Source organism: Phytopseudomonas seleniipraecipitans (assembly GCF_900102335.1).
GTDB classification, from domain to species: domain Bacteria; phylum Pseudomonadota; class Gammaproteobacteria; order Pseudomonadales; family Pseudomonadaceae; genus Aquipseudomonas; species Aquipseudomonas seleniipraecipitans.
In genome coordinates this window covers 68,865-94,842 of sequence record NZ_FNBM01000006.1, presented here as the reverse complement: position 1 = coordinate 94,842, position 25,978 = coordinate 68,865, and the positions used below count along the sequence as shown (strand labels likewise).

The 25,978-nt window shown below is 60.5% G+C and carries 29 protein-coding genes and 2 riboswitches; of the genes, 11 read left to right on the top strand and 18 right to left on the bottom strand.

Going from position 1 to position 25,978, the window contains the following annotated elements; all coding sequences use genetic code 11:
• Nucleotides 1–8: 8 nt before the first annotated feature.
• Together BLS60_RS14060 and BLS60_RS14055 are read left to right on the top strand one after the other, a co-directional pair.
• Nucleotides 9–416: a hypothetical protein gene (locus BLS60_RS14060; RefSeq protein WP_092369153.1), complete on the top strand. Its 408-nt coding sequence runs from the start codon at nt 9–11 to the stop codon at nt 414–416.
• 139 nt (nt 417–555) lie between these two features.
• Nucleotides 556–1,695 carry a mechanosensitive ion channel family protein gene (locus tag BLS60_RS14055; protein ID WP_092369150.1) on the top strand — a complete coding sequence of 380 codons (1,140 nt, stop codon included), beginning with the start codon at nt 556–558 and terminating at the stop codon, nt 1,693–1,695.
• A 65-nt stretch (nt 1,696–1,760) separates the two neighbouring features.
• On the opposite strand, the gene BLS60_RS14050 is transcribed toward BLS60_RS14055, so the two are convergent.
• The 7 genes from BLS60_RS14050 to BLS60_RS14020 all read right to left on the bottom strand — a co-directional run bounded on the left by BLS60_RS14050 (nt 1,761) and on the right by BLS60_RS14020 (nt 7,461).
• Nucleotides 1,761–2,129 (bottom strand): hypothetical protein, encoded by a 369-nt coding sequence (locus BLS60_RS14050; RefSeq protein ID WP_420848471.1) that lies wholly within the window; start codon nt 2,127–2,129, stop codon nt 1,761–1,763.
• A 109-nt stretch (nt 2,130–2,238) separates the two neighbouring features.
• A complete protein-coding gene (locus tag BLS60_RS14045; protein ID WP_143024605.1) occupies nt 2,239–2,751 on the bottom strand; it encodes a DUF5677 domain-containing protein in 513 nt (170 codons plus the stop codon).
• Nucleotides 2,752–2,939: 188 nt separating this feature from the next.
• The gene (locus BLS60_RS14040; protein WP_092369147.1) at nt 2,940–4,163 is read right to left on the bottom strand and encodes an MFS transporter; all 1,224 of its coding nucleotides are present in this window, start codon (nt 4,161–4,163) and stop codon (nt 2,940–2,942) included.
• Nucleotides 4,164–4,196: 33 nt separating this feature from the next.
• Nucleotides 4,197–4,637 carry a pseudoazurin gene (locus tag BLS60_RS14035; RefSeq protein ID WP_092369144.1) on the bottom strand — a complete coding sequence of 147 codons (441 nt, stop codon included), beginning with the start codon at nt 4,635–4,637 and terminating at the stop codon, nt 4,197–4,199.
• A 15-nt stretch (nt 4,638–4,652) separates the two neighbouring features.
• Nucleotides 4,653–5,420, bottom strand: a complete 768-nt coding sequence (locus tag BLS60_RS14030) for an ABC transporter ATP-binding protein (RefSeq protein ID WP_070883411.1) — start codon at nt 5,418–5,420, stop codon at nt 4,653–4,655.
• Nucleotides 5,417–6,451, bottom strand: coding sequence for a FecCD family ABC transporter permease (locus BLS60_RS14025; RefSeq protein WP_420831586.1), 1,035 nt, complete (start codon nt 6,449–6,451; stop codon nt 5,417–5,419). The genes BLS60_RS14030 and BLS60_RS14025 overlap by 4 nt, the downstream gene beginning before the upstream one ends.
• Entirely contained in the window at nt 6,448–7,461 is a 1,014-nt protein-coding gene (locus BLS60_RS14020) for an ABC transporter substrate-binding protein (RefSeq protein WP_092369491.1), read from the bottom strand. The genes BLS60_RS14025 and BLS60_RS14020 overlap by 4 nt, the downstream gene beginning before the upstream one ends.
• 175 nt (nt 7,462–7,636) lie before the next feature.
• Nucleotides 7,637–7,831, bottom strand: a riboswitch (cobalamin riboswitch).
• 264 nt (nt 7,832–8,095) lie between these two features.
• On the opposite strand from BLS60_RS14020, the gene BLS60_RS14015 reads away from it, so the two are divergent.
• A complete protein-coding gene (locus BLS60_RS14015) occupies nt 8,096–8,356 on the top strand; it encodes a type B 50S ribosomal protein L31 (protein WP_092369141.1) in 261 nt (86 codons plus the stop codon).
• 165 nt (nt 8,357–8,521) lie between these two features.
• On the opposite strand, the gene mntP is transcribed toward BLS60_RS14015, so the two are convergent.
• The 4 genes from mntP to BLS60_RS13995 form a co-directional block, all read right to left on the bottom strand.
• Nucleotides 8,522–9,088 carry a manganese efflux pump MntP gene (gene mntP, locus BLS60_RS14010; RefSeq protein ID WP_070883413.1) on the bottom strand — a complete coding sequence of 189 codons (567 nt, stop codon included), beginning with the start codon at nt 9,086–9,088 and terminating at the stop codon, nt 8,522–8,524.
• A gap of 4 nt (nt 9,089–9,092) precedes the next feature.
• Nucleotides 9,093–9,259, bottom strand: a riboswitch (yybP-ykoY riboswitch).
• Nucleotides 9,260–9,578: 319 nt separating this feature from the next.
• Nucleotides 9,579–10,535: a 2-hydroxyacid dehydrogenase gene (locus BLS60_RS14005; protein ID WP_092369138.1), complete on the bottom strand. Its 957-nt coding sequence runs from the start codon at nt 10,533–10,535 to the stop codon at nt 9,579–9,581.
• Nucleotides 10,536–10,573: 38 nt separating this feature from the next.
• The gene (locus BLS60_RS14000; RefSeq protein ID WP_092369135.1) at nt 10,574–11,338 is read right to left on the bottom strand and encodes an SDR family oxidoreductase; all 765 of its coding nucleotides are present in this window, start codon (nt 11,336–11,338) and stop codon (nt 10,574–10,576) included.
• Nucleotides 11,339–11,569: 231 nt separating this feature from the next.
• Complete coding sequence (locus tag BLS60_RS13995) at nt 11,570–12,265, bottom strand: fumarylacetoacetate hydrolase family protein (protein ID WP_070883416.1); 696 nt, start codon at nt 12,263–12,265, stop codon at nt 11,570–11,572.
• A gap of 330 nt (nt 12,266–12,595) precedes the next feature.
• On the opposite strand from BLS60_RS13995, the gene BLS60_RS13990 reads away from it, so the two are divergent.
• From BLS60_RS13990 to tal, 3 genes are all read left to right on the top strand, one after another.
• A complete protein-coding gene (locus BLS60_RS13990) occupies nt 12,596–13,528 on the top strand; it encodes a helix-turn-helix transcriptional regulator (protein WP_092369488.1) in 933 nt (310 codons plus the stop codon).
• Between the two features lie 168 nt (nt 13,529–13,696).
• Nucleotides 13,697–14,695, top strand: a complete 999-nt coding sequence (gene dusA, locus BLS60_RS13985) for a tRNA dihydrouridine(20/20a) synthase DusA (RefSeq protein WP_092369132.1) — start codon at nt 13,697–13,699, stop codon at nt 14,693–14,695.
• A gap of 94 nt (nt 14,696–14,789) precedes the next feature.
• Nucleotides 14,790–15,716: a transaldolase gene (tal, locus tag BLS60_RS13980; RefSeq protein WP_092369129.1), complete on the top strand. Its 927-nt coding sequence runs from the start codon at nt 14,790–14,792 to the stop codon at nt 15,714–15,716.
• 61 nt (nt 15,717–15,777) lie between these two features.
• Here tal and rssC read toward each other — a convergent pair whose 3' ends face one another.
• Complete coding sequence (gene rssC / locus BLS60_RS13975; RefSeq protein ID WP_092369485.1) at nt 15,778–16,263, bottom strand: anti-sigma factor antagonist RssC; 486 nt, start codon at nt 16,261–16,263, stop codon at nt 15,778–15,780.
• An 8-nt stretch (nt 16,264–16,271) separates the two neighbouring features.
• Complete coding sequence (gene rssB, locus BLS60_RS13970) at nt 16,272–17,456, bottom strand: two-component system response regulator RssB (protein ID WP_092369126.1); 1,185 nt, start codon at nt 17,454–17,456, stop codon at nt 16,272–16,274.
• Nucleotides 17,457–17,664: 208 nt separating this feature from the next.
• Here rssB and BLS60_RS13965 point away from each other — a divergent pair, with 208 nt between their 5' ends.
• Nucleotides 17,665–17,964, top strand: coding sequence for a PilZ domain-containing protein (locus BLS60_RS13965; protein ID WP_070883420.1), 300 nt, complete (start codon nt 17,665–17,667; stop codon nt 17,962–17,964).
• 76 nt (nt 17,965–18,040) lie between these two features.
• Here the strand turns inward: BLS60_RS13965 and BLS60_RS13960 are convergent, their stop codons facing one another.
• Nucleotides 18,041–18,742 carry an MlaA family lipoprotein gene (locus tag BLS60_RS13960; RefSeq protein WP_092369123.1) on the bottom strand — a complete coding sequence of 234 codons (702 nt, stop codon included), beginning with the start codon at nt 18,740–18,742 and terminating at the stop codon, nt 18,041–18,043.
• Nucleotides 18,743–18,949: 207 nt separating this feature from the next.
• On the opposite strand from BLS60_RS13960, the gene BLS60_RS13955 reads away from it, so the two are divergent.
• A complete protein-coding gene (locus tag BLS60_RS13955; RefSeq protein WP_092369120.1) occupies nt 18,950–19,633 on the top strand; it encodes an HAD superfamily inactivated hydrolase PcrP in 684 nt (227 codons plus the stop codon).
• 129 nt (nt 19,634–19,762) lie between these two features.
• Nucleotides 19,763–20,029: a DUF4404 family protein gene (locus BLS60_RS13950; protein WP_070883423.1), complete on the top strand. Its 267-nt coding sequence runs from the start codon at nt 19,763–19,765 to the stop codon at nt 20,027–20,029.
• 50 nt (nt 20,030–20,079) lie between these two features.
• On the opposite strand, the gene queF is transcribed toward BLS60_RS13950, so the two are convergent.
• The 3 genes from queF to BLS60_RS13935 form a co-directional block, all read right to left on the bottom strand.
• A complete protein-coding gene (gene queF / locus BLS60_RS13945) occupies nt 20,080–20,907 on the bottom strand; it encodes an NADPH-dependent 7-cyano-7-deazaguanine reductase QueF (RefSeq protein WP_092369117.1) in 828 nt (275 codons plus the stop codon).
• 64 nt (nt 20,908–20,971) lie between these two features.
• On the bottom strand, nt 20,972–21,670 hold the full coding sequence (gene pyrF, locus BLS60_RS13940; protein ID WP_070883425.1) for an orotidine-5'-phosphate decarboxylase: 699 nt from the start codon (nt 21,668–21,670) through the stop codon (nt 20,972–20,974).
• Between the two features lie 109 nt (nt 21,671–21,779).
• Nucleotides 21,780–22,535, bottom strand: coding sequence for a sulfite exporter TauE/SafE family protein (locus tag BLS60_RS13935; protein WP_070883426.1), 756 nt, complete (start codon nt 22,533–22,535; stop codon nt 21,780–21,782).
• A gap of 109 nt (nt 22,536–22,644) precedes the next feature.
• On the opposite strand from BLS60_RS13935, the gene BLS60_RS13930 reads away from it, so the two are divergent.
• Entirely contained in the window at nt 22,645–23,610 is a 966-nt protein-coding gene (locus tag BLS60_RS13930) for a LysR family transcriptional regulator (RefSeq protein ID WP_092369114.1), read from the top strand.
• 75 nt (nt 23,611–23,685) lie between these two features.
• Here BLS60_RS13930 and exaC read toward each other — a convergent pair whose 3' ends face one another.
• Nucleotides 23,686–25,206, bottom strand: coding sequence for an acetaldehyde dehydrogenase ExaC (gene exaC, locus BLS60_RS13925; RefSeq protein WP_092369109.1), 1,521 nt, complete (start codon nt 25,204–25,206; stop codon nt 23,686–23,688).
• Nucleotides 25,207–25,511: 305 nt separating this feature from the next.
• On the opposite strand from exaC, the gene BLS60_RS21350 reads away from it, so the two are divergent.
• A complete protein-coding gene (locus BLS60_RS21350; protein ID WP_143024604.1) occupies nt 25,512–25,970 on the top strand; it encodes a hypothetical protein in 459 nt (152 codons plus the stop codon).
• Nucleotides 25,971–25,978 lie beyond the last annotated feature (8 nt).

Below are 25,978 nucleotides of genomic sequence, written 5' to 3'. Positions count from 1 at the left end.
GAGCCGTGATGGAACTGCTTTTCACCGCAATGACAATCGTGCTGGTTGCCGCCGGCTACCTGCTTATCAGGCGCTTTCGGGGCCTTGCAGCGCAGTGCCGCAAACCGATGGCACAATGGTTGCTGCACTTCGCGGCGGCCAACCCTGGCGAGCAGCGTGAGATGGCACAAGCGCTGGTGCAACAATCTCTGAAGCTGGCGGCAAACATGGGTGTGCAGGTTCGCGCAACCGACTTGCTGGGCGCCGCGAACGAGCCTGCGGCATTGATCGACAGTTGGCGGATTCAACTGCCCGATGTCATGCCCGCCACATCTCTCTCAACCTCACCGGCCCGCACACTCGGCGCCCTGATGGTGATTCGTCAGGTCGAGCCGCGGCGTTTCCGCCAGCTGATGGGCCTGCCCGCGACAAGCTGAGCGTTGCCTGCAGCGCCCCCGGGCCGGCGCGCAATGATGCAATTTCTCGGTCATCAATTCAGCCATCCAAGCCATTGAGTGGAACTTCTCGGTCCTGAGGCCTACAGAAACCTGTATCGGCTTTATCTGGAGACCCGAAATGGAACAGTGGAATATGTGGCTCGACCGCGATCTGTGGCTCAGCATCGGTATCGTGGTGGTTGCGACCGCGGTGATTTACACCGTACTGCGCACCGTGGTCGGCATCCTGCATAAGCGCCTGGTCACTTGGTCGCAAGGCAAGGAAGGAAACTGGCAGCATTTCGTCGCTGTGGTCATCGGGCGTACCAGCCGTTTTCTATTGCTCGCCTTCTCGCTATTGCTGGCGCTGCGCGTGCCGGATCTTCCCGGCAGCTGGCAGTCTGCGCTGAGCCACACCTGGTTCGTTGCCCTCGCGTTGCAGATCGCCCTGTGGGTCGACACCGGCGTGCGCCTGTGGTCACGCAGCTTGGTCGTAGGCAAGCATGGCGGTACCGGTTATAACCCGGTGATGACCACCATCATCAGCATCATGGTGCTGATCGTCGTCTGGTCGGTGATGCTGCTGTCGATCCTTGCCAACCTCGGCGTCGACATCACCGCGCTGGTAGCCAGCCTAGGTGTCGGTGGTATCGCAGTCGCTCTGGCAGTGCAGCAGGTTCTGGGTGATGTGTTCGCCTCACTGTCGATCGGGGTCGACAAGCCGTTCGAGATCGGCGATTTCGTGGTCTTCGGCGAAGTGGCCGGGAGCATCGAACATATTGGCCTGAAGACCACGCGCATCCGCAGCCTCAGCGGCGAGCAGGTGGTGTGCGCCAACGCCGACCTGCTGCGTCAAATCGTGCACAACTATAAGCGCATGGAGACGCGGCGTATCGTGTTCAAGTTCGGTGTGAGCTACGACACGCCAAGCGACAAGGTCCGCCGGGTATCCGAACGGGTTGGCGAGATCATTCGCGCCACACCCAAAGCCAGGTTCGACCGTGCGCATTTTCTGGGTTTCGACGAGAGCCAGTTGACCTTCGAGGTGGTCTACATCGTGGAGAGTTCGGACTACAACCAGTACATGGACATCCAGCAGGAAATCAACCTGCAACTGCTCGATGCGTTGCGCGAGCTGGATGTGCGCTTTGCCCTGCCGCGTCGCGATCTGCGCCTGGTCGGCGAGAAGATGCCGACACTGAAAGTCGCCGGCCTGCCTCAGCATGAACAGCAGGATGATTCGGCCGGGCACGATCAACGGCTGCCGCGTTTCAATTAATTGGCTCTGCATCCACGTTGAGATCCGCAGGGCGATTCTCCCGCCCTGCGCACGCTCATGAAACCTTACTGGCAGCCAATCATGCGGTTGCAATTGACCCGATCACGCTCGCCCTTCGAGCTGGAAAACCGGCTGACCACATTCCAGCCGATGCGCCTGCTGGTTCCTATCCACAGCTCGCCGTTGCTGCTAATCCCCGTAAACAGCTGCAAACGGCCGTAGGTGGTACTGGTCTGCGCCCAACGCTGCCCGCTGATGGCATCGAAGCCGCGCATCAGGGTGTCACTGCCCTGCTGAACGATGCCGTAATGATTGCCGAAGCGATCACTGCAATTGACTAACGTGGCACTGCCGGTGCAACGCATGGCATCGCCAGGCAGGGTGAACGCAGCCTGGGCAGGCAACGCACACGCCAAGAGCAGCACGCTGCCCATCACTAACTGGCGCAACAAAAACACCGACACGTCTAAATACTCCCGGAGAGCTCAGGCCAGAGCACGCTGGCGCTGCGTTTCAATCCAATACCTTGACGACAGACAAATATCACGCCATTCCCTGTGAGCGGCCTTCCAGGAAGCCAATCCCTAAGCTGATGAGGTTCGTCATATTTTCCAATGTTTGTGCGGCATCAGGGTGCGTGCTGATTGTAGCGATGGTGGAATGTGCGTAAGTGGCCGAGAGTTCGCGATAGGAACCATCATAGAGTGAGCCTTGCAGATCGACATCAGCGCCCTGTTCATTGCCACCGGCAATCATTGCCAGGGTTTTGGGGATATCGTTCTTGCCTGGTGAAAGCAGGGTCTCAAGGTGGTCAGGGTGCTTGATCAAGGCGGCCAGGTTGATCAGGTGTTCAATCGCTATTCGATTGACTGCGGCGGCTTCTCGGTCGAAATCATTATTGATCAAAAGCAAAACTGCATTCGAGTTGGAAATGATGTTGTCCAGGAATTTGAGCGCCACCTTTTCATGAGCAGCCATAAAGCTACGCTCCAAACGCTCGACCACATCATTACCGCAGATCATCATGTCCCGTAGATTGATTCTTTCCTGTGTCATACAACCTCCTGATTACGGAAAACATTTGTCTCTTCTCTCAGCAGTGACGACTGTTATCTGTCCCGCTGCCACTTCAGTAAATATCTCATCGTCAAGCCGAGCGTCTCGCTACCTCGCGCCACGCGATCAGGGAGATATTTACAAACGGATAAGGTAGTACAGGTCGTGGGCTTTCGGTCAGATCCTGTTCATGGTTGCTCTTTATTGAGAGGCAAGCGCGCCATATGTCGCCAAAGGCCGCAGGCAGCGGCTGTTCCAATGCAGAGCAATGCCCACCACAGGAGCTGCGGTGGCGCCTGATTTGCCGGCAACAAGCGACCAATCAGCACGTTGCTGAACAATGCAACCAGGCCACCCACGCCAGCGAAGAAGCCGTAATAGGCGGCCATCTGACCGCGCTGTGCGTAATACGGTACATGCGCCGACAGCAGAGGCAGCACCAGCAGGCTGCCAAGGCTGAGCAGCGCGGCCATCAGCAGCACAGCCCACTGCGGATTCAGCAACCCGGCTATGGGTTCCGCCAACACGCCATAGCTGGCAGCCATCAATGCCAACCCCAGGCCCATGCCCTGCCCTTCATTCAACCAGCGTTGGCGAAGCGCGCTGACCGGCATTTGCAGCAGCACACCGAGCAGAGCGGTAACGACGAATACACGGGTGATCCACGCCTGGCCACCGCCATGCGCATGGCTGTAAGCCGGAATCGCCAGGTAAAGCGGATGGAACAGCAGCGGATAGGCGGCTGCCAGCAAGGCAAAGCGCAGGAAGGCGCGCTGCCGCAGCATGTCCAGGCACTGGCGCAGCATGGTCACCGGTTGCTCACCGGACACCAGCTCCTTGATGGGCAGGAAGCGCCACTGCACCAGAGTCATCAACAAAAACATGCCGGCCGCTACGCTGCCGGATACGGCAAAGTCGATACCAATAAGCCCCAGGCCAGCCAACGGCCCAAGCAGCATGCCCGCCGTGCTGGCCATGTTCTGCAAGGCGAACGCCTGCTTGCGCAGCGTCGCATCCTGGCACTCGTCAGCCAGGTAGGCCTGCGCGCAGGGCGTGAATAACGCCCCGGCGAAACCGCTGATGCAGGCAGCGACCAGCAGAATCGTAAGGCTTTCGGAAAACCCCAACAGCGCGAAGCCCACGCAACGCACCAGGCAACCGATAAGAATGGCGCGTCGATAACCGATGCGGTCGCCCAGTAACCCACCAAACAGAAACAACCCCTGCTGGCTGAACACTCGTATGCCAAGCACCAGGCCAACGGCCCAGCCTGCCAGGCCCAGCGTTCCACTGAGATGGCCAGCCAGGTATGGCACCAACAGATAAAAGCCGAAGTTGAACGCCAGGCTGTTGAGCACCAGCACGCGTGCCGCCGGTGACAGGCTGGCGAAGGTGGTCAGTATTCGACTCACGGCTGCAGGTAACTCATGAAAAGATCGCCGAATTCATGGCGCCGACAACTCACGCTGGACGATCTGCTCGAAACGTTGCCTGGCTCGCGCAGGCAGTTGCGCGGGGATCTTCACGTTGCTCGCTGACGGCTCGCCCACCTGAATCAGCATCACCATGCCCATCGCCAGGTGCGGAATACATTGAATGCCATACAGGCCAGGCTCACTGAAGATCACCTCGATCTCTTCGTTGATCTTGCCCTTGAACGGCTCGGCACCCGCCGGCAGAAAGCCGGGAATGCTGGCGGCATTATGGGTCGGATGGGTGGCGATAAACTTAACGCTGTCGCCTGGCGCGATGGCCAGAAAATCCGGCTCATAAACCATGGCACCGGACTCTCCGCGATTGAGCATCTTCACTTGATGGGTCTCGGCCAGCGCCGGGGTAGCAGCCAGTATGCAGGCGAGCAAGGCAAAACGTGCAGAGATACGCATGACAAAACACTCGTGTCAGATAGGTTGAAAGCGCAGCACGCGCGCGCCGTCTTCTGGGTCGACCAGGTAGCGGCCGCGCACGCCGAAGGTGTCACGCAAACGTTCGGTCGTCAGCACCTCGGCTGGCGTACCCAGTGCCACCAGGCGGCCGCGTTCCATAACCCCGAGACGGTCGCATTGCAGCGCCTGGTTGAGATCATGCAGGGCGATCAGGGTGGTCACCGGCAAGGCGCGCACCAGGTTGAGAATCGACAGTTGGTGCTGGATATCCAGGTGATTGGTTGGCTCATCGAGCAGCAGAATCTGCGGTTTTTGCGCCAGCGCACGGGCGATGTGCACCCGCTGTCGCTCGCCCCCGGACAGCGTGCTCCACGCGCGCTCCGGCATTTGCGCCATGTCGACATCGGCCAGCGCCTGGTCGACGATCCGCTGGTCCTCGCTCGACCAGGGCTGCAAGGCAGACAGCCAGGGCGTACGCCCCAGCTCCACCGCATCGCGCACCGTGACAGCATCGCCGGTATCGGCCTGCTGCTCGACGAAAGCGACCTGCCGAGCGACATCACGGCGGCTCAGGCTCGCCAGCGGCTTGCCGTGCAACTGCACTTGACCGCTGCACGGTCGGCGGATGCCCGAGAGCAGCTTGAGCAACGTCGACTTACCCGACCCATTGGGGCCGATCAGGCCGAGCGTCTCACCCTGCTGCAAGTGCAGGTCGACGTCGGCGACGATAGCACGCCCTTTTACCGCCCATCCCAACGCGCTGCATTGCAGTACGGTGGTCATCGCACCCACCTCCCACGCACCAGAATCACCGCAAAGGCTGGCGCGCCGATCAACGCGGTAACCACACCAATCGGCAGCACCTGGCCCTTGATCACGGTGCGCGACAGCACATCGGCAGCGATCAGGAATACCGCGCCGGTCAGCGCCGCCACCGGCACCAGCCGGCCATGCCGCACCCCAACCAGCAGCCGCGCCGCATGGGGAATCACAAGCCCGACAAAGCCGATTGAGCCGACGATCGACACCATTACGGCGGTAACCAGCGCAGTACAGGCAATCAGTGCGGCCTGCACACGGCGCACCGGCACGCCTAGAGACGCCGCCGACTCGACGCCGAAGGTGAAGGCGTCCAGCGCACGGGTATGCCAGGACACCAGCAACACGCCCGCCAGCGCCACCGGCACGGCCAGGGCTACGTCGTGCCAGTTGGCGCCGCTCAGGTTGCCCAGCAGCCAGAACATAATGCCGCGGGCCTGCTCGGCGCTAGCCGATTTAGTGATCAGAAACGACGTCATGGCATTGAACAGCTGGGAGCCGGCGATGCCGGCAAGAATGATCTGACCGGTGCCCTTCAGCGCCCCGCCGCCCGCCGCCCTCGCCAACAGAGCGACCAGACTGAAAGCGGCGATAGCACCAATGAACGCGCCCATGGACAGGGACAACATGCCCGCGCCAAGTCCCAGCAAGGCCACCGAAACAGCCCCCGTAGAGGCACCGGCGGAGATGCCGAGCAGGTAAGGGTCGGCCAGAGGATTGCGCAGCAGTGCCTGCAGCACCACACCAGACACCGCCAAGCCCGCCCCACAACTGGCGGCAACCAGGGCGCGGGTCAGCCGGTAGTTCCAGACGATGCCTTCGTCAATCGGGTCAAGCACGAAGCCTGCGCCGAACAGCTTGTTGGCCAGCACCTGGAAGACTACGGAGGGCGGGATCGGGGTCTCACCCAGCGCCACACCGGCGATGACCGCCGCAGCCAGCAATAGCAGGCACGCAAAGGTGATCAGCACTAGCCGAGAGCCACGAGCCATCATCGCTGGATATCGAACCCATCAACGGCCTTGGCCAGGGTTTCGATGCCGGTGACCATGCGCAGCGACGCCTGCATGCCATCGGCCTCAAGGATCACGATCCGCCCGTTCTTCACCGCATCCATATGCTGGGCCACCGGATCATTACGCAGGAACTCGAGTTTTTTCTCGATATCGTCCGCCGGGAAGCGGCGGCGATCCATGCGGGCCAATACCAGTACGGTTGGGTTGGCCTTGGCCAGCGTTTCCCAGCCGACGGTTGGCCACTCTTCGCTGGACTCCACCACATTGCGCAAGCCCAGGGATTTCATCATGTAGTCGGCGACGCCTTTCTGCCCGGCCATGTAGGGATCGAGATCGAGATCGGCGCTGGAAAACCAGAATGCAGCGCTGATTTCCTTGGCCTGACGCTGTTCGGCACCCGCAACCGCCTTGTCGAGCCGCGCCTGGAGGTTGCCTACCAATTGCTCGCCTTCGGCCTGCACATCGAAGATTGCCGCCAGCTGCCGTACGCTGCTGTAAAGGCTGTCGATCTGGAACGGCTGCAGGCGCGTGCCATCGGCGCCAACCAGATTGTCCTTGCCGTCGCAGTCGGACGGCATGATGTAGGTAGGAATTTGCAGATCGTGAAACTGCTCGCGAGTGCCAACCACGCCCTGTTTGCCGACCATCCACTCGAACTGCACGGCCACCAGACCGGGGCGCTTGTTGATCACCGACTCGAAGCTCGGGTCATTATCGGCCAGGCGCTCGACCTTGGCGTTCTGCGCTTCGAACTCGGGCAGCACGTTGCTGAACCACAGCGAGGTGCCGACCAGTCGATCACCGAGGCCCAGAGAATAGAGAATTTCACTGGCGGCCTGGCCGATGGTTACAGCACTCTTTGGCGCAGCCGCGAAGCTCAGCGGCTGGCCGCAGTTTTCAAGGGTCAGCGGGTACTGGGTCGGGCTGGCGGCTGCCAGGGTGGACAGGCCGATGCTGGCGGCAAGAACGGCGAGGCGTGACACGAACATGCGGGTGATCTCCCAATCAACAAAATACGCATAAACGGCAGTGCGCAGGCTGGAGAACACATCACGCCAAGCGGCCATGGCCGCACCGATCTCAAGAGACGGTAATTACGGATGCCCTCCCGGACACCCCGCCGGCTGGTTCGATAACTAGCGCCGGATCACCCTGCACAGCAGCTGATCAGACCCTACGCCGGCAGGTCTCCTGACTGGCACGTCATCGCAACGCTGCGGCCTTCCCGGGTGCAAGCCCAGTGACACGAATGCAGCGATGCTCAGTACCTACAGTTGCGGGGGCAGTTCCGTTTAGCCACCGTAGCGGCGACGGATTCCCTATTAATTCCTTGCGGAAACCGGCGGGCGCATCTTAAACGATCAGTCGCTCCCCTGCAGTGCTTTGCGGCAGATTCCACGAGCGATTCGTCATCCTACGACTGTGAGCGTTGACGAGCGCAGTTGAATTTCAAGCCGCCAATGGTGTTATCTTATAACAATAACTGCAAGCCGTTTTCTGCTTTTGATAGTGAGTCGAGCTCCAAAAACCATCACATCAGACAGCGCCGACGAGGTCTTGTATTGAGAATCAAAATCAACAAAGATATATTTGATACCTTATAACGTAATTAAAGAAGCGCTTATGAAACCTGGCATTCACCCCGACTATCGAGCCGTGCTGTTTCACGACGTATCGGCCGACGCCTTCTGGCTGATCGGCTCCACCGTCAACACTGACAAGACCCGCGAACACAGCGATGGCAATACCTATCCGTATGTCACGCTCGATGTGTCCAGCGCCTCGCACCCGATTTACACCGGCCAGCAGCGTCAGACCGCAAGCGAAGGCCGCGTCGCGGGTTTCAACAAACGCTTCGCGGGATTCGCCAAGGCCCGCTCGTGAGAACCTCCGCTCGCTGAAACGGACCATGCGGTACCGCCGGCTGCCTGACAGACATGCATCCGCTGGCACCGCAGGCTTCCATCTCCAGAGCGAGCATCAAACAGTCAGGCAGCTCTTGCAAAGCCCGCGAGGCTCATCGACATCACGCCCCGCCTCAAGTCCAGATCAAAGCATGGTGTGGTCGTAAAGGATCGCCGCGCCGACGCCGATCAAAACCAGCCCGCCGATTATCTCGGCTTTATGGCCAATAGCGGTGCCGATCACTCGGCCGAGCAGCACGCCGATCGTGACCATGGTCATGGTCGCCAGGCCTATCGCCACTGCAGCAACCCAGATATTGACCTCGACGAACGCCAGGCCAATGCCAACCGCCAGCGCGTCGATGCTGGTAGCGAAGGCGGTGACCGCCAAGACCCAAAAGGAGTGTGACTTGGCTTTCTCGGTAGCCTCTGCCGTTTCTGGCTGCAGCCCCGCGTGGATCATATGCAGCCCCAGCAACAACAGCAGCACGAAGGCAATCCAGTGATCCCACTCCTCGACGAAACCAACCGCAGCCTGGCCGATAAACCAGCCGATTACGGGGGTAATGCCTTCGATAACGCCAAAGATCAGCCCGGTGCGCAAAGCGTCGATAAAGCGAGGTTTATGCAGGCTGGCGCCCTTGCCGATGGCAGCAGCGAAGGCATCCGTGGACATGGCGAATGCCAGAAGGATGAGGGAAATCGGATTCACGGTTACGTCTCGGTCGGGCTGTAAGGCAATGACGGACACACGCGCCCGACCTTAGGCACGTATCAGTCATTGGTCTCACCAACCGAAAGGTGTTCGCACCACGGCTGCTGCCGAGAATGTTGATACGAACGCTGCCAAGTGGACCCGGCAGCAGGCTACTCCCCAAAGAGGCCCGCACTTTACCCAAAAGCGCTGCGCTAAAAAACCATTTTTTCCGCCAGGAAATCAGCGCCTTTGCGATCAACGCGACCGCGTGAGGATTGTGGAGAGGTTCACAGAAGCTGAAGCGAACGGCCGTACGGCTCATCACGATGACCAAAGAGCGGATCCACAGCCGCGTTACGTGGGAACTGGCAGCGTAACCAATACAGCGATTTGAATGCTGGCATCAGAAGCACTGACAAGAGCATAAAAAAGGAGCCGCTTAGGATTCGCGGCCCCAAAGGGCGACTCAGCGAGAGCCGCCTTCCGCAGACTAAAGCCCAGGAACTCAGCCAGTTACGCTGCCAGCCGGTTTACGCCCGGCGAACACGTCAGTCAGGCTGGCAATCACCATTTCGCCCATGCGTGTGCGGGTTTGTACCGTAGCGCTGGCGCGGTGGGGCTGAAGCACGGCGTGTTCATGGCCGAATAGTTCACTCGGCACCTGCGGCTCATCGGCGAACACATCCAGGCCGGCGCCGGCAATCTGGCCGTTATGCAGGGCCGCGATGAGATCAGCCTCGTTGACCAGTTTGCCGCGGGCGATGTTGATCAGATAGCCATCAGTGCCCAGTGCTCGTAACACCTCGGCATTGACGATGGCCTCCCCCTTGTCGGCAGCAGCCGCGAGAATCAACGCATCGCTATCGCGTGCAAGGGTTATGAGATCGCCGACAAAGGCATAGGGCACATCGCTCATCGGCTTCAGGTCGGTGTAGCTGATCGGGCAACCAAACGCGGCAGCGCGAGTTGCCACGGCACGCCCGACGCGGCCCATGCCGACAATCCCGATGCGCATGCCCGACACCTGCCGCGCCAATGGCAAGGGTGCCAGTGGCGTTGCGCTTTGCGGCCATTGGCCGGAGCGCACGTAGCGGTCCCCGGTGCAGATGCCGCGGCATACGGAAATCAGCAGGCCGATGGCCAGGTCAGCGACATCCTCGGTGAGCGCGCCGATGGTGGCCGTCACCTGAATGCCGCGGTCACGGGCATAGGCAAGATCCACCGCGTCGGTGCCTACACCATTGACGGCCACCACCTCGAGGTTAGGTAGCTGCGCCATCACCGCCTGGGTAATCCCGGTGTGTCCGCCGGTGATTACACCGCGAATAGTGGCGCCGTGCTGAGCCAGATAAGCCGGCTTGTCGGCTTGCTCATAGTAACGGCGGAGGGTGAATAGCTGGTCCAGCTTGTCACGAATTTCAGGAATCAGAATGGGGCTGAGCTGGAGGACTTCGGGTTTCATGGGTACCTCGATCTTGTGTAGTGGGCAGGTCGTGGCGATCAGCCACGCCCCACGAAGGGCATGTTGGTGGCCATCACGGTCATGTTCAGCACGTTGGCCGAGAGCGGCAGCGCGGCGATGTAGCGCACCGCATCGGCGACGTGTTTGACGTCGACCATCGGCTCGACAGCGATCTCGCCATTGGCCTGTCGCACGCCCTTGGTCATGCGCACTGACAGCTCGGTCAGCGCGTTGCCGATGTCGATCTGGCTGCAGGCAATGTTGAATTCGCGGCCATCCAGCGCCAGGGACTTGGTCAGGCCCAGCACCGCGTGCTTGCTGGTGGTGTACGCGCTGCTGTAAGGCCTCGGCGTGTGTGCGGAGATCGAGCCGTTATTGATGATCCGGCCGCCCTGCGGCGTTTGCTTGCGCATCAAACGGAAAGCGCCGCGTGCGCAAAGGAAAACGCCATTGAGGTTGGTGTCGATGACATTGCGCCACTGCTCGACATCCAGCTCGTCGAGAGTCACCGCGGGCGTATTGACGCCGGCGTTGTTGAAGATCACGTCGAGCCGCCCGTAAACCTCCTCCACCTTGGCGAACAAGGCATAGACGCTGGCCGGATCGCGCACGTCGGTGGGCACCGCGATGGCTTCCTGCCCACGGTGGCGCGCTGCTTCAACCAGCGCCTGCAGCGGCTCGGGACGGCGCCCGGCCAGTACCAGCGAAAAACCATCGGCCATCAGCGCTTCGGCAACCGCCTTGCCGATGCCACTGCCGGCGCCAGTGACCAGCGCGACCTTTTTCAGGGTTTCATGGGACATGCAGTGTTCCTCCTGAGAACCTGCTCACGATCTCTAAGCAGGCTCCGAAATTGATCGAAAAGCGGATGTAGGCTGGGTCAGGCCGCGTAGTTGAGCGACGCGATACCCATCGATGAACGAGGCTGGGCGAAGATGAATATCGTCGTTCCGCTCCTCGACCCATCCTTTGAGCTGCGCGACCCGATTCATCCCGCGTTGCTCCCGCCCTATTCCAGCTGCACTGAAACGGTTCTAGGGGCGACTGCCGACGCGCATTTCCAACTCGGCGACGCCGTCGATGCCGGCATTGATCACGTCACCCGGATTCAGCGCGGAAACGCCGTGGGGCGTGCCGGTCATGATCAGATCACCGGGGCGCAGCGGCACCAGGCGGGACAGCAAGCTGATCACTTCGCTGACCGTGAATATCTGCTCTTGCAGGCTGCTGCGTTGGCGCTCCTCGCCGTTTACGCTCAGCCACACCGAGCCCTGCTCCGGGTGACCGGCCTGGGCGACCGGCACCACGGCGGTGATCGGCGCCGCCCCTTCGAAGACCTTGGCCATTTCCCAGGCCATGCCGGCGCTCTTGACCCGCAGCTGAATGTCGCGGCGCGTCAGGTCGAGCCCGGCGGCGTAGCCCCAGACATGCTCCAGCGCGTGGTCTTTAGTAATGTCCGCCCCGCCCTTGCCGATCGCGACTACGAATTCGATTTCGTGGCAGAACTCGTCCGTCATCGGCGGGAAGATCACTTCGCCCACCGCCTCGACTACAGCGCTCGCCGGTTTCATGAAGAACACCGGCGCCTCGGGCTTTTCACCACTGGCGCCCGGCCATGGATAGTTGCGGCCCACGCAGAACACGCGGCCGACCGGAAAGCGCTTATCGCTGCCCGCGACGGGCAAATCGACCTGCGGCTGAGGAGCGAAGACATAAGGAGTTTGAGTCATTGTTATTGGGTCCCTGTTCAGAGCGTTCAGCCTACGGCCACGCGCCCGCTGAAAGTTGGACGAAAACCGCTTCTTATTGGACAAAAGCGCTCTGTTCAAAGCTCGCGCCGACCCTCGAAATACCGATGCAGGCGGCTTCGGGCTAACTGCCCTGTTTGCTTTCCGCTGATCAAAACTGCGGCAGGCGGATAGAGGCATCCGCTGTAGAGCAGGCTTGTACGATCCCTAACTACACGCATCCTGCGGCCTTGCGTCGTCGTACAACTGCTTGCCACAGCCCCAAGCTATAGCCAGAATGTTGCGAAGTATTCTTGAATCGAGGGCAGGATGATGTCGTCACTGAGCCGAATTCCTACCTACTTCATGCAACAGCGTAGCGAGTTGACGGACTTTTATATCCGCGACAAGAAAGGCCGCCGCGCGGAAACAGCGCCCCATCGTCACGAATACTTCCAGATCCAGATCAACCTGGGGGGCGATACGGTTCAGCATATCGGTAACGTCGAACGGCCCTTTCCGCGCAATACCCTGGCTTTCATCCTGCCCCACCGGGTGCACGTGATTCCTCATCCACCTGAAAGCAACTTCATCGTCATCAATTTTTCGCAGACCTTCCTGTTGCCACATCTGCAATGCGACCCGATGGATCTCGAAGACGTTTCCATACTGCTCGCCCCGGAGCTGTCACCCTTTCGCTTTCAGGAATACCTGGACTTCACCCTGGACGACGAACACTTCGCGCGTGTCTGCGCGCTGATCGCACAGATGCGTGAGTTGGATATCAGCCGCCAGTTTGGCGTACGGGAAATGCTCAAGGGCTTGTTGCTGCAACTGGTGGGGTTGGTGTGCATGCTCTACGCCGAGCCCCTCAAGCAACTGGCCGAAAGCAACGCGGCCCAGGCGAGCCGCCGTGATGCCCTCGGCCGGATGTCCGACTACCTGCGGCGCAATATTGCCGACCCGGATCTGAATCTGAAAAAAGTCGCCGCTGCGACCTATCTGTCGCCCAGCTACCTGACTCACTGGCTGCGCAAAGAGGTCGGCAAGACCTTCAGCGACATGGTGCTGGAACGACGCATGCACGCCGCCCGCAACTACCTGCTCAATGGCAGCAGGCCGGTTGGCGAAGTCGCCCGGCTGTGCGGCTTTGCCGATGAGGCTTACTTCTCCCGTCGCTTCCGGCAAATCCACGGCCTACCACCCGGCCAGTTCCGCCGCCAGCAATTGGACCCGGATACGCCGCAGATTGCCTTTACCGAGTAGGCAATTAGCTCGCGACTACGCAGATAAGCGATTGGCGCGGGGCTTGCGGGCTGCAACCGACCGAGTGCCATCATGTGCACGCGTTTCTTGGTAAGCTGCGCGCCTTTCCGACCCGCCGCCGAATGATCACGTGCCAGGCGGTCACACATTCAGCTTGTAGAAACCAGCATGCATCCCGAATCCGCCAGCGCACCTGCCACGTTCTCCCGCCGCTTCTCCGTGGCGCCGATGATGGATTGGACCGATCATCATTGCCGCTACTTCCTGCGTCAGTTGTCGCAGCATGCTCTGCTGTATACCGAGATGGTCACCACCGGCGCGCTGCTGCACGGCGATACCCAGCGGTTTCTGCATTACAACGACACCGAGCACCCCGTTGCTCTGCAATTAGGCGGCAGCAATCCGGCTGACCTGGCGACCTGCGCGCGGCTTGCCGAGCAGGCCGGTTACGATGAAGTGAACCTGAACGTAGGCTGCCCCAGCGATCGGGTGCAGAACAACATGATCGGCGCGTGCCTGATGGCCCATCCGGCTCTGGTTGCCGAATGCGTCAAGGCGATGCGAGATACAGTGAGCATTCCGGTTACCGTCAAGCACCGCATCGGCATCGATGGCCGCGATAGCTACGAGGAGCTCGCCGACTTCGTTGGCCAGGTGTCTGAAGCGGGATGCCAGAGTTTTACCGTGCATGCCCGTATCGCCATTCTCTCCGGCCTGTCACCCAAGGAAAATCGCGAAGTACCGCCCCTGCGCTACGACATCGCCGCGCATCTGAAAGAGGACTTTCCGGAACTGGAATGGATACTTAACGGTGGCATCAAGACACTGGAGGCTTGCCGCCAGCATCTCGAGACCTTCGACGGTGTAATGCTGGGTCGCGAGGCTTATCACAACCCGTACTTGCTCGCTGAGGTCGACGGCCAGTTGTTCGGCAGCCAGCTCGCGCCAGTCACGCGGCACGCAGCCATGCTGGTCATGCGCCCCTACATCGAACGCCACATGGCAGCTGGCGGCCAGATGCACCACGTCACGCGCCATATGCTTGGGCTGGCGCAAGGCTTCCCCGGCGCGCGGCGCTTTCGCCAGTTGCTTTCGGCCGACATCCACAAGAGCGATCAGCCGCTGACGATTTTCGACCAGGCGGCTGAATTGCTCGTGGGCCGCTAGCAGGCCGATGAAACGAGCTGCCGTGCCACCAGTTAGTTGAGCGCTACCTGAGGCTCAGGTAAGGTCATGGCACTCGAATCGACAAGGCTGTGCCATGACCTCCAAACTGGAACAACTCAAGCAATTCACCACCGTGGTTGCCGACACCGGTGACATTGATGCCATTGCCCGCCTCAAGCCGGTAGACGCCACCACCAACCCTTCTCTGCTGCTCAAGGCTGCCGCGCTGCCACGCTACGCCGAGCTGCTCAAGCAGGCAGTCAGTGCCAGCAACGGCGATGTGGACCTGGCAAGCGATCGTTTTGGCGTCTCAGTAGGCCGGGAAATCCTGCAGGTCATTCCGGGGCGTATTTCCACCGAGGTCGACGCCCGCTTGTCCTTCGACACCCAGGCGACACTGGGCCGCGCCCGGCGCCTGGTTGAACTGTATGAAGGAGCCGGGGTAACCCGCGAGCGCATCCTGATCAAGATCGCTTCTACCTGGGAAGGCATCCGCGCGGCTGAACAGCTGGAGAAAGCTGGCGTGCAGACCAACCTGACCCTGCTCTTCTCTTTTGCGCAGGCGCGCGCCTGTGCCGATGCCGGCGCATTCCTGATCTCGCCGTTCGTGGGCCGTATCTATGACTGGTACAAGAAAGCCGAAGGCCGCGATTACATCGGCGCGGAAGATCCGGGTGTGCAGTCGGTGGCGCGCATCTATGACTATTACAAGGCTCACGGCCACAAGACCGTGGTCATGGGCGCCAGCTTCCGCAATGTGGGTCAGATCGAGCAACTGGCTGGCTGCGACCGCCTCACCATCAGCCCCGACCTGCTGCAACAGCTAGCAGAGGACAGCGGTACGCTGGAGCGCAAGCTGAGCACGGAGATTTCCGGGCAGAGCGAAGCACGCATCGGCGAAAGTCAGTTCCGCTGGGAAATGAACGAAGATGCCATGGCCACCGAGAAACTCGCCGAAGGCATCCGTCAGTTCGCCCGTGACCAGGAAAAGCTGGAAAAACTGCTGGCCGCCAACACCTGAGCCGAAAACAAAAACGGGGCGCCGATAATATCGGGCCCCGCTATTTTACAGCCTTCAGCAATCAAGGGTTTTGTTCGAGCGCGCTGACCAAATCGTGAAATGCAGCGCGGTTCGAATCGTTCAAGCCCATGAGAATTCTGTGCGCTTCCAGCACGCGCGCCCGCACCACGTCTTCCGACTGGTCCTGAGACGGCAAATCGGCCAGGCAATTCGGGCACTCGAAAGGCTGATCGATGATATTGAACACCTGATCAAAACCCATCGACTGCAACAGGCGAGTGATGTCGGCATGGGTGGTCACCACCGTCGGCAACAAGCCGACCTTCTGCCGGGACAAGATTGACAGCTTCGCCAATAGACCCAGCGTGGTGCTATCGATGCTGCGTGTTTCCGTCAAATCGATAACGATGGCGGAAAAATTCAGCGAGGTGAAAATCTTTTCAATCGTTGAATCCAGCGCTGAACACAAGGTCAGGCGCACTTCGCCGATGAACTTCAGAACGAAGGTTCCGTCCTGCTCGGCAAACTGGATTCTACCGGGGCTTATCCCAGGATTCATGCAAGGTTCCTGCTTAAGACCAGCAAGGCGATATCATCCGGCATCTCCGCCAGATTGGCCAATCCAAACACGCTTCGCAACCCTTCCAGGGTTCCACCTGCTTCGCTGACCAGCTTGGGCAGCAAGGCTTCTTTTTCCTGCAACGTATCGCCATCCAGCAAATCGAGAATGCCGTCCGACAGCAGGGTGAGGCTGAACGATTCCGGGAGATCGATTTCAAGATCGCCGTAATCCGCCTCTTTGAACAGGCCGACGGGTAAGCCGCGGCCTTGTAGATAATGTGCTTCACCGCCGCTGTACATCACTGGCAGCGGCAGATGCCCGCCAATGCTGTAGGTCAGACGATTGTTCTCTTCGTCGATCACTCCGCCCAGCATGGTCACGTGCTTACCGAGCTTGCAGTTGATCAGACCACGGTTGATGTGGCCGAGCACATCCGACGGCTTGAACTCCGGCAGCATGCCGTTACGACGCGACTCGTAGAGTAGCCGCGTGGTCATGAATTTGAGTAACACGGTCACGAAAGCCGATGAGGCGCCATGGCCAGAGACGTCCGCCAGGTAAAATGCGACCCGGCGCTCGTCGACACGGAAATAGTCGACGAAATCACCTGAGAGGTAGAGCGACGGAATGATCTGGTGAGCGAAAGACAGTCCCTCGTTTTCCCAAGGGGTAACGGGCAGCATGTTCATCTGCACCTGGCGCCCGGCGTTCTGATCTTCCTGCAGCAGGTGCAGGCTGGCTTGCAGCTCGCGGTTTGCAGTTTCCAGCTTTTCGCGGTAGCGCTCGTTCTCCTGCCGCAGGTGCACGCGGTCCAGCGCACGGCGAACCGAGTGCTCGAGTACGGCAAGGTCTTCAAGCGGCTTGATCAGATAATCGGCGGCACCAAGGCGCAGCGCTTCAACCACATCGGTCATCACGCCAGCACCGGACACGACGATAATCGGCGCGGCCATTTCCAGCGAATTAATCCGACGGATCAGCTCGAGACCATCGACTTGGGGCATTCGCAAGTCGCAAATGACCAGGTCCGGCCGTTCGCGTTCGAAGACCTCAAGACCTTGCATACCGTTGCCGGCAAGCAGGATGTTGAAGCCGCTGTCTTCCAAGTAGGCTGCAATGCTGGCGCGGACGACTTCGTCATCATCGATCAGCAGCAACGTGGCACTGGTTTTCTGCATGGGGTGTCCAGGCAAACTGCGCCGGGGATGGTTAGCGTAAACGCAGCCAACAACCTGCGCGGGTACACGATTCGCGTCAAGGCGCAGACGGTACTCCCATCCTCAATACGATTCAACAGCTGCCGCTCGCTGCCCTGCGACTTTACACCTCAAATCCGTGGGGGTTATAAGAACCGCAGCGGAGCCCCACCATAATGAGGATAGCCTGATGAGCCAAAGTGATCGTGATTACGAAGAAAAGCGCGATTACATTCGTATGCGCCTGGAAACTCAGGTAACGCTGCATCTCGGCGGCGAGGCATTCCCAGCCCTATGCCGCGATCTGTCGAGTACCGGCATGCAGCTCGAAGCGCAGTGCCAGGCAAAGGTCGGCGACAAGGTGCGCGTGATGATCCCGTCAGGGCATGACGAGCTGAAAGGTTTGGAAACCGAAGCGGAAGTGGTTCGCGTGACAGATGAGGAAGGCGGCCGGCAAACGCTTGGTCTTGCGGTAATCTCGATGAACTGAAACAACGTGTTACGCGATGAAGGCTGCCTCCATCGCGTAACCGGCCACACTCATTGCTTGACCAGCAATGGCGGATTTAAAAATCGTCTTCGACATCACCATCGCGTACCCGGAACTCGCGGTTCTGCAGGTAGGCATTACGAACGAAGATGTATTTGTCCCCACTGATCATGCGCTCGGCATCCAGCAGGCTGGCGCGGATATCGACAATATTCACCGCACGGGTGACGTTGCGGGTCGGTACGTGATCCATATAGGGATATGGCGTGAGCAAGCTGTCCGGGACCCTGCTTGGCGCATCGCGCAGCGAGCTCGGGCCCAGCAGCGGCAATACCACGTAGGGGCCACTGCCTACGCCCCAAGCACCCAGGGTTTGGCCAAAATCCTCGTCACTGCGCTGCAGGCCCATGCGGCTGCCAACATCGAAGAAGCCCAGTACGCCGATCGTGGTATTGAGCAGCAGGCGGCTGGTGTCCACGCCGGCGTCATGTACCTTGCCCTGCAGCAGGTTATTGACCAGATTGCCTACATCACCCACGTTGCTGAATACATTGTGTACACCGTCTTCAAGAAACTGCGGCGTGACCTTCCGATAGCCTTGGGCCAACGGCTTGAGGGCATAAGTATCTACAGTGTCGTTGAACTGGAAGATAGGCCGATTGACCGACTCCCAGGGGTCCTGTTCAGCTGCCTGACCTAAGGTGGGCAGCACCAGCAGACCAGCACAGGCCAGCGTGCGACCCATAGTGGCGATCCAATCCGATCCAATCAAACGCATTGCTGCTCTCCTAGGCTAATGGGGTGCGGCCTCGCCGCTAGCTGCTGCGTAGTATAAAGCCGCGCGGCGCCAATAGGCAGACTGCGAGGCTTCTGCGTGCGTTGGCCGGCAAAAGCAGAGCGCTGCATGCCCGTCTGTCTGACGTCACGACACCGTCATATTGGCTTGTCATGGTGGATACGCTCATCGCCAGGGAATGACACCGCCATGCCACAGCCAGCGCTCTCCGCTACCGCCCATTCTTTCACTGCCGTGCTGTTCGGCTTGTCCGGCTGCCTGGTGGATTTCGGAGCGCGTAGCGCATCCCTGACCAGCGGCCGCCACCTGACACTGATTCGTGAGGGTGGCGGCCCGGCTCGTACGGTGGATATCGGCGTTCCACGAGAACTGGATAACTGCGCCGAGCCAACCCCAGGCGCACTGGTGACCCTTCGCAGTCTGCATGAAGATGGCGTGCCCTGTGCCTGGCTGGACGAGCTGCCGGAGGCGCTCGCGCTGAAACTGACGACGCAACTACCCGAATGGCTCGCCAGCACCCCGGCGTGCACGCGGCGCAACTGGCCGGCGCCGGACGCCTGCTGGCAGGCTCTGAGCCACCTGGGCATCGACCGTCTCGAAGGTTGCGTGCTGGTCAGCGGTGAGCCGCGCCTGTTGCAGGCGGGCCTGAACGCAGGCCTATGGACTGTGGGCCTTGCTGCCTGCGGCTCGCTCGGCGGTCATGCCTTGGCTGAATGGCAAACCCTCAACGGTGTTCAGCGCGAGCTGATACGCGCGGAGGCGACACTGGCCCTTTATCGGCTCGGCGCACATTCGGTGATCGATCAACTTACCGACCTGCCCGCCTGCCTCGACGATCTGCAGATTCGTCGCAGCAAGGGTGAGAAACCCTGAAGTACACGGCACATCCCATCGACACACACTCAAGGTAGCGGCTTGTCGCTGAGGTTCCAGAACGAAGTAATGACCTTTCGTCGTGCGGCACGGTCAACTGTCTTGCCTATCAAGAAAGGGAGAATCTCCATGCCTGCGAACCATCTGCAGCAGCAACTGGAAGAGCTGCACAAGCAACTGGCGCAGAACCCGCCGGAAAATGAAGAAGATCGAGAGTCGCTCGTTCTATTGGCTCGCGACATCGAGTTGCAATTAGCTGCGCAACCAGTGACCACGCCAGATGCCTCGCTGATCGATGGGGTCAACCTAGCGGTGGAGCGCTTCGAAGTCAGTCATCCGACCCTCGCCGGCAGCCTTCGCAACATCATGCAGAGCCTTGCCAACATGGGCATCTGATAGCGACAGCCAGAAAAAAACCAGCCTGAGATGGCTGGTTTTTTTGTTTGTTATTGCCTGACCAGGCGCCGGTTCTCCGGCAACTGATCCAGAGTGGTCCGGTACGGATTGATGTCCAGCCCGCCGCGCCGCACATAGCGCGCGTACACCGTCAGGTACTCCGGCTGCAGCAGCCGCTGCACATCCAGAAAGATCCGCTCCACACACTGCTCATGAAAATCGGCGTGCTGACGAAAGCTGACCAAGTACGCCAACAGGCTCGCCGGTTCCAAGGCCGCGCCACGGTATTGGACCACCACACTGCCCCAGTCCGGCTGCCCGGTTACCGGGCAATTGGACTTGAGCAGATGGCTATGCAGGCTCTCCTCGACGATGCGTGAAGCGTCGCAGGCCAGCAAGTCTGGCTGCGGCATCGCATAGTTGCTGATGCTCACGTCCAGATCATCGATGCAAGTGCCCGGCAAGGCCGCCAGACCTTCGTGCGCGACAGCACTCAGGTGGCGAACGCGAACGCCAACGGGCTTGCCGGCCGTCGCAGACAGGTCCTTCTCCAGCACTTCCACCAACTCTGCCTCGGTGGCAAATACCGACTGGTTCAGCGAATTCAGGTAGAGCTTGAACGACTTCGATTCGATGATGTTCGGCGAATCTGCGGCAATGGCGAATTCACCGATCGCCACCACCGGCTTACCGGACGGCAGCAGCCAGGACAGCTCGAAGCAGTTCCAGTAGTCCACGCCGCGGTATGGCAGGGTTTCCGCGCTCAGCCCCAGCTCGGCCCATTTACCCGCGCGCGGGATGGGAAACAGCAGTTCGGGTGAATAAGTGGCGATGTACTCGCTGCTCTTGCCTAGCGGCGAATGTTCCACGGAATGCATGACGGGTTACCTATAGCGCAATAAATGGGCAGCTGGGGCGCCGCCCATGAAAAATTCAGAACAATCAGCCCAGTTCAGCCACAACGTTGGCCAGCGCAGCGGCTGGGTCGGCAGCCTGGCTAATCGGACGGCCGATCACCAGATAATCGGAACCGGCATCCAGCGCCTGACGGGGCGTGAGGATACGTCGCTGATCATCCTGGGCACTGCCAGCTGGGCGGATCCCTGGCGTGACCAGTTGCAGCGAAGGCTGCGCGGCCTTCAGCGCAGGCGCCTCGAGCGCCGAGCAGACCAGCCCGTCCATACCGGCTTGCTGGGCCAGCGCCGCCAGGCGCAACACCTGCTCCTGAGGCTCGATATCCAGGCCGATACCGGCCAGGTCGTCACGTTCCATGCTGGTCAGCACGGTAACGCCGATCAGCAGCGGCACCGGGCCGGCAAGCTTATCCAGCGTTTCCCGGCAAGCGCTCATCATGCGCAAGCCGCCGGAGCAATGCACGTTGACCATCCACACGCCCATTTCAGCTGCAGCCTTTACGGCCATGGCGGTGGTATTGGGAATGTCGTGAAATTTCAGATCGAGGAATACCTCGAAGCCGCGGTCACGCAAGGTGGTGACGATGTCAGACGCACAGCTGGTGAACAGCTCCTTGCCTACCTTGACCCGGCACAAGCTGGGGTCAAGCCTGTCAGCCAGAGCAAGCGCGGCCTCCCGAGTCGGAAAATCCAGGGCGACGATGATCGGGGTCTGACAAACGGACATGGTGCAGTTCTCGAAGGGCCAAATTCGGCGCGCATTGTAGCGCAAGCGTGCACCGATTACCGGCCCGGCACGTTCACGCTCTGCAACCTGTTCACGTAGTTCGGCGCAATCATGCCTTGATGCCGAGCATCAGCGCGCAGAGCAACAGGAATACGGTGAACAGCACGCGCAGCATGCGCTCCGGAAGCGCGTGAGCCAGGCGCACGCCCCAGCTGATACTAAGCAAGCCGCCAATCGCCAGCGGAATGGCCAGCATCCAGTTCACGTGCCCATGCAGCGCGTAGGTCACCAAGGTGACGCCAGTACTCGGCGCAGCCAGCGCTAGCGACAAACCCTGCGCGACCACTTGCGAGGTGCCAAATACGCTAGTCAGAATCGGCGTTGCGATCACCGCACCGCCCACCCCGAACAAGCCGCCGAGCAAGCCAGAACCGCTGCCCAGCACGGCTAGCCATGGCCAGGGATGACGCAGTTGACCAGAACTCGCTGGTGGGCGCATCACCATGCGCAGCAGGTTATAGAGCGCCAGAGCAATCAGGAAGCCGACAAAGGCCACGCGCATCGATTCCGGATCCAGGTTGACCGCCCAGCTCGCCCCGAACAGGGCAAGCACAAAGCTACTCAGTGCCAATGCCAAGGCATGCCGCAGGTCGATGCGATTGCGTTGGTGATAGCGCCACAACGCCAACAGTACGTTGGGCACTACCATTACCAGCGCCGTACCTTGAGCAAGCTGCTGGTCCAGGCCGAACAGTACGCCAAGCACCGGAATGGCGATCAAGCCACCACCGATACCAAACAAACCGCCCAGGGTGCCCAGCAGAATGCCGAGCGCGATATTCAGAGCAAATGCGAGCAGATCCATCGAGGATGTTCCGACAAACGAGATGTGCGCATGCTACCCGTTGCCAATTGGCGGGGTAACGCATAGCCCGGCATAATGGCTGTGCGTATCAAGCAAAGCGGCCAACTCCATGAATCCCGATGCCCTGACCGACCAACTCAGCCTGTTCCTCGATGTGCTGGAGAGCGGCAGTTTTTCCGCTGCCGCCCGGTTACATCCACTCACGCCTTCGGCGGTATCCCGGCGCATTGACGCACTGGAACGCTCTCTCGATTGCAGCTTGTTCAGCCGTAGCACTCACGCCGTACGTGCCACGCCTGCTGGCCTGGCCTTCGCGGACCGAGCCAGGCGGATTCTCGCCGAGCTGCACCTGGCACGCGCCGAAGCAGTCTCATTGAGCAGCGCCCCAGAAGGCCTTATCCGCATCGACGCCCCTGCCCCGTTCGGGCGCCGTCACCTGGCGCCCGCCATCGCCGATTTCCTGACCGCCTATCCGGGGCTGGACGTGCAGTTACGGCTGATCGACAGTTTTATCGACCTGCATGGGGCGCATCTGGGCGAAGTCGACCTGGTGCTGCGCATCGGCCCGCTGGCCGACACGCGCCTGGTCGCCACCCCGCTGGCGCCGATGGTTCGCGTGGTCTGTGCCAGCCCCGGCTACCTGGAGCGCCAAGGGATACCGCGCACGCCTGCGGAACTGCTGGAACATGATGGATTGGATTGGGATGGCTTAGCGCCCGCCTACGCCTGGCGTTTCGAGAGTGAAGGAAAGTTGGCGATGTACCGGCCACGGCGCCTGCGCATGACCGCCAATAACGCCGAAACCCTGGTTTTTAGTCTGTTGGCTGGCCTTGGCGTGGCCCATCTGCCGACCTGGCTGGTCAGCGAATACCTGGCGCGTGGCGAATTGGTCGCGCTGTTCTGCGAAAACGGTTTGCCGGCGCCAGAGCCCAGCGGCATTTATGCACTGCGACTGGAGCGCGATACCGACTCACGCAGCCGCCTGCTGCTGGAGTTTCTCAAAAACCGCTTCGGGCCGATTCCGCCCTGGGACATTCCCCTGCAAAGCGGTTTGCAACGCGGCGCTGGCAACTGACGCAAAAAACGCGGCCGAAGCCGCGTTTTAACGATTGCTGGTGTTAAGTCGAGCGCTTGGCGCTGGACGATCAGATCAGAAGAAGCCCAGCGGATTGATGTCGTAGCTGATCAGCAGGTTCTTGGTCTGCTGATAGTGGTCGAGCATCATCTTGTGGGTTTCGCGCCCGACCCCGGACTTTTTGTAGCCGCCAAAGGCAGCGTGCGCCGGGTACAGGTGGTAGCAGTTGGTCCATACGCGGCCGGCCTTGATGCCACGGCCCATGCGGTAGGCGCGGTTGATGTCGCGCGTCCACACGCCGGCGCCCAGGCCAAACTCAGTGTCGTTGGCGATGGCCAGTGCTTCGGCTTCGTCCTTGAAGGTGGTCACGCCGACCACTGGGCCGAAGATCTCCTCCTGGAATACGCGCATCTTGTTGGTGCCCTTGAGCAGGGTCGGTTGGATGTAATAACCGCTGGCCAGGTCGCCTTCGAGTTTCTCGGTGGCGCCGCCAGTGAGCAGCTCGGCGCCTTCCTGTTGCGCGATTTCCAGGTAGCTGAGGATCTTGTCGTATTGCTGCTGCGAGGCCTGGGCACCGACCATGGTTTCGGTATCCAGCGGGTTGCCGCGCTTGATGACCCTGATCTTCTTCATCACCTCAACCATGAATGGCTCGAAGATCGACTCCTGCACCAGCGCACGGGACGGGCAGGTGCACACCTCGCCCTGATTGAAGAACGCCAGCACTAGGCCTTCGGCGGCCTTCTCGATGAACGCCGGCTCGGCCTGCATGATGTCCTCGAAGAACACGTTCGGCGATTTGCCGCCCAGCTCCACAGTGCTCGGGATGATATTGGCGGCGGCGCATTTCATGATGTGCGAGCCCACCGGGGTGGAGCCGGTAAAGGCGATCTTGGCGATGCGCGTGCTGGTGGCCAGGGCCTCGCCGGCCTCACGGCCAAAGCCCTGGACGATATTGAGCACGCCCGGCGGCAGCAGGTCGCCAACCAGCTCGGCGAACACGCTGATCGACAGCGGCGTCTGCTCGGCGGGCTTGAGCACCACGCAGTTGCCGGCCGCCAGGGCCGGGGCCAACTTCCAGGCGGCCATCAGCAGCGGGAAGTTCCAGGGGATGATCTGCCCTACCACGCCCAGCGGCTCGTGGAAATGATAGGACGCCGTGTGCTCGTTGATCTCCGCGGCAGTGCCTTCCTGGGCGCGGATGCAGCCGGCAAAATAACGGAAGTGGTCGGCGGCCAGCGGCACGTCGGCGTTCAGGGTCTCGCGCACGGCCTTGCCGTTGTCCCAAGTTTCCGCCACGGCGAGCAGTTCGAGGTTGGCTTCGATGCGGTCGGCGATCTTCAGCAACACCAGCGCACGGTCCTGCACGGAGGTTTTACCCCAAGCATCGGCGGCGGCATGGGCGGCGTCCAGGGCCTTGTCGATGTCCTTGGCGTCGGAACGGGGAAATTCACCGATCACCGACGCATCCACCGGGCTGGTGTTGGTGAAGTACTGGCCAGAGACCGGCGCGACGAACTCGCCGCCGATGTAATTGCCGTAACGCGGCTTGAGGGTGACGACGGCGCCTGTGGTACCGGGTTTGGCGTAAATCATGACGTGACCTCTATTTATTGTGAATGCCTGTCCTCTGAGGCGAGCGACAAGACAAGGTTCGATTCGGGAGTGCGCCTGTATCTATCGGAATCCATCCTGCGCCCACAGGTTTGGACAAGCGTCCCAGACAGAGGTTACAGAGCGCGCGGATGCCGACCTGCTAACAGGGTAGACACTGGGCAACGCTTTCGCTGTCACCGCGGCAGAGGATTTGTATCTGGAGGCGGTTCACCTTTCAGAAGATTCACTGAACATTGCCGTAAGGCAGCCAGTCACCTGATCACGCAATCAGCATGTGGGAGACGATGAAGATGAAAATACTTACTGGATCAGCAGCCGCGTTGCTCGCCTTGCTCAGCATTGGCGTTCAGGCTGACGACAACGGGCTGTCGTTGCAGCAACAACGCGAGAGAATTGGCGACGAGATGGTGCGTGACCGTACCGGGACTCCGCCTGTGGGTGAAGGCACCGTCGGCCAACCAGCTACAAACCAAAATCAGCAGCAACAGCCCAACCAGGTTCCTGGTCAGCAGGCCCCGCGCAGCACCGTCAACTCTCCAGCCCGGCAAGATTCCTCAAGCAATCCGGCAGGCGGCGCAACCGGCGGGCAATCGCCCAGTGGTCAAGCGCCTGGCTCGAGCACCAATGGGCAACCAAGCTCTCCGACCATCCCGCGTGGTTCCATGGGCAACCAGCCTGCCCCCAGCGCGCCGGGTTCTGGCAGCAGCAACGGCGGAGCGGCTGGTGGAAGTATGAATAATTAAGGCGATAA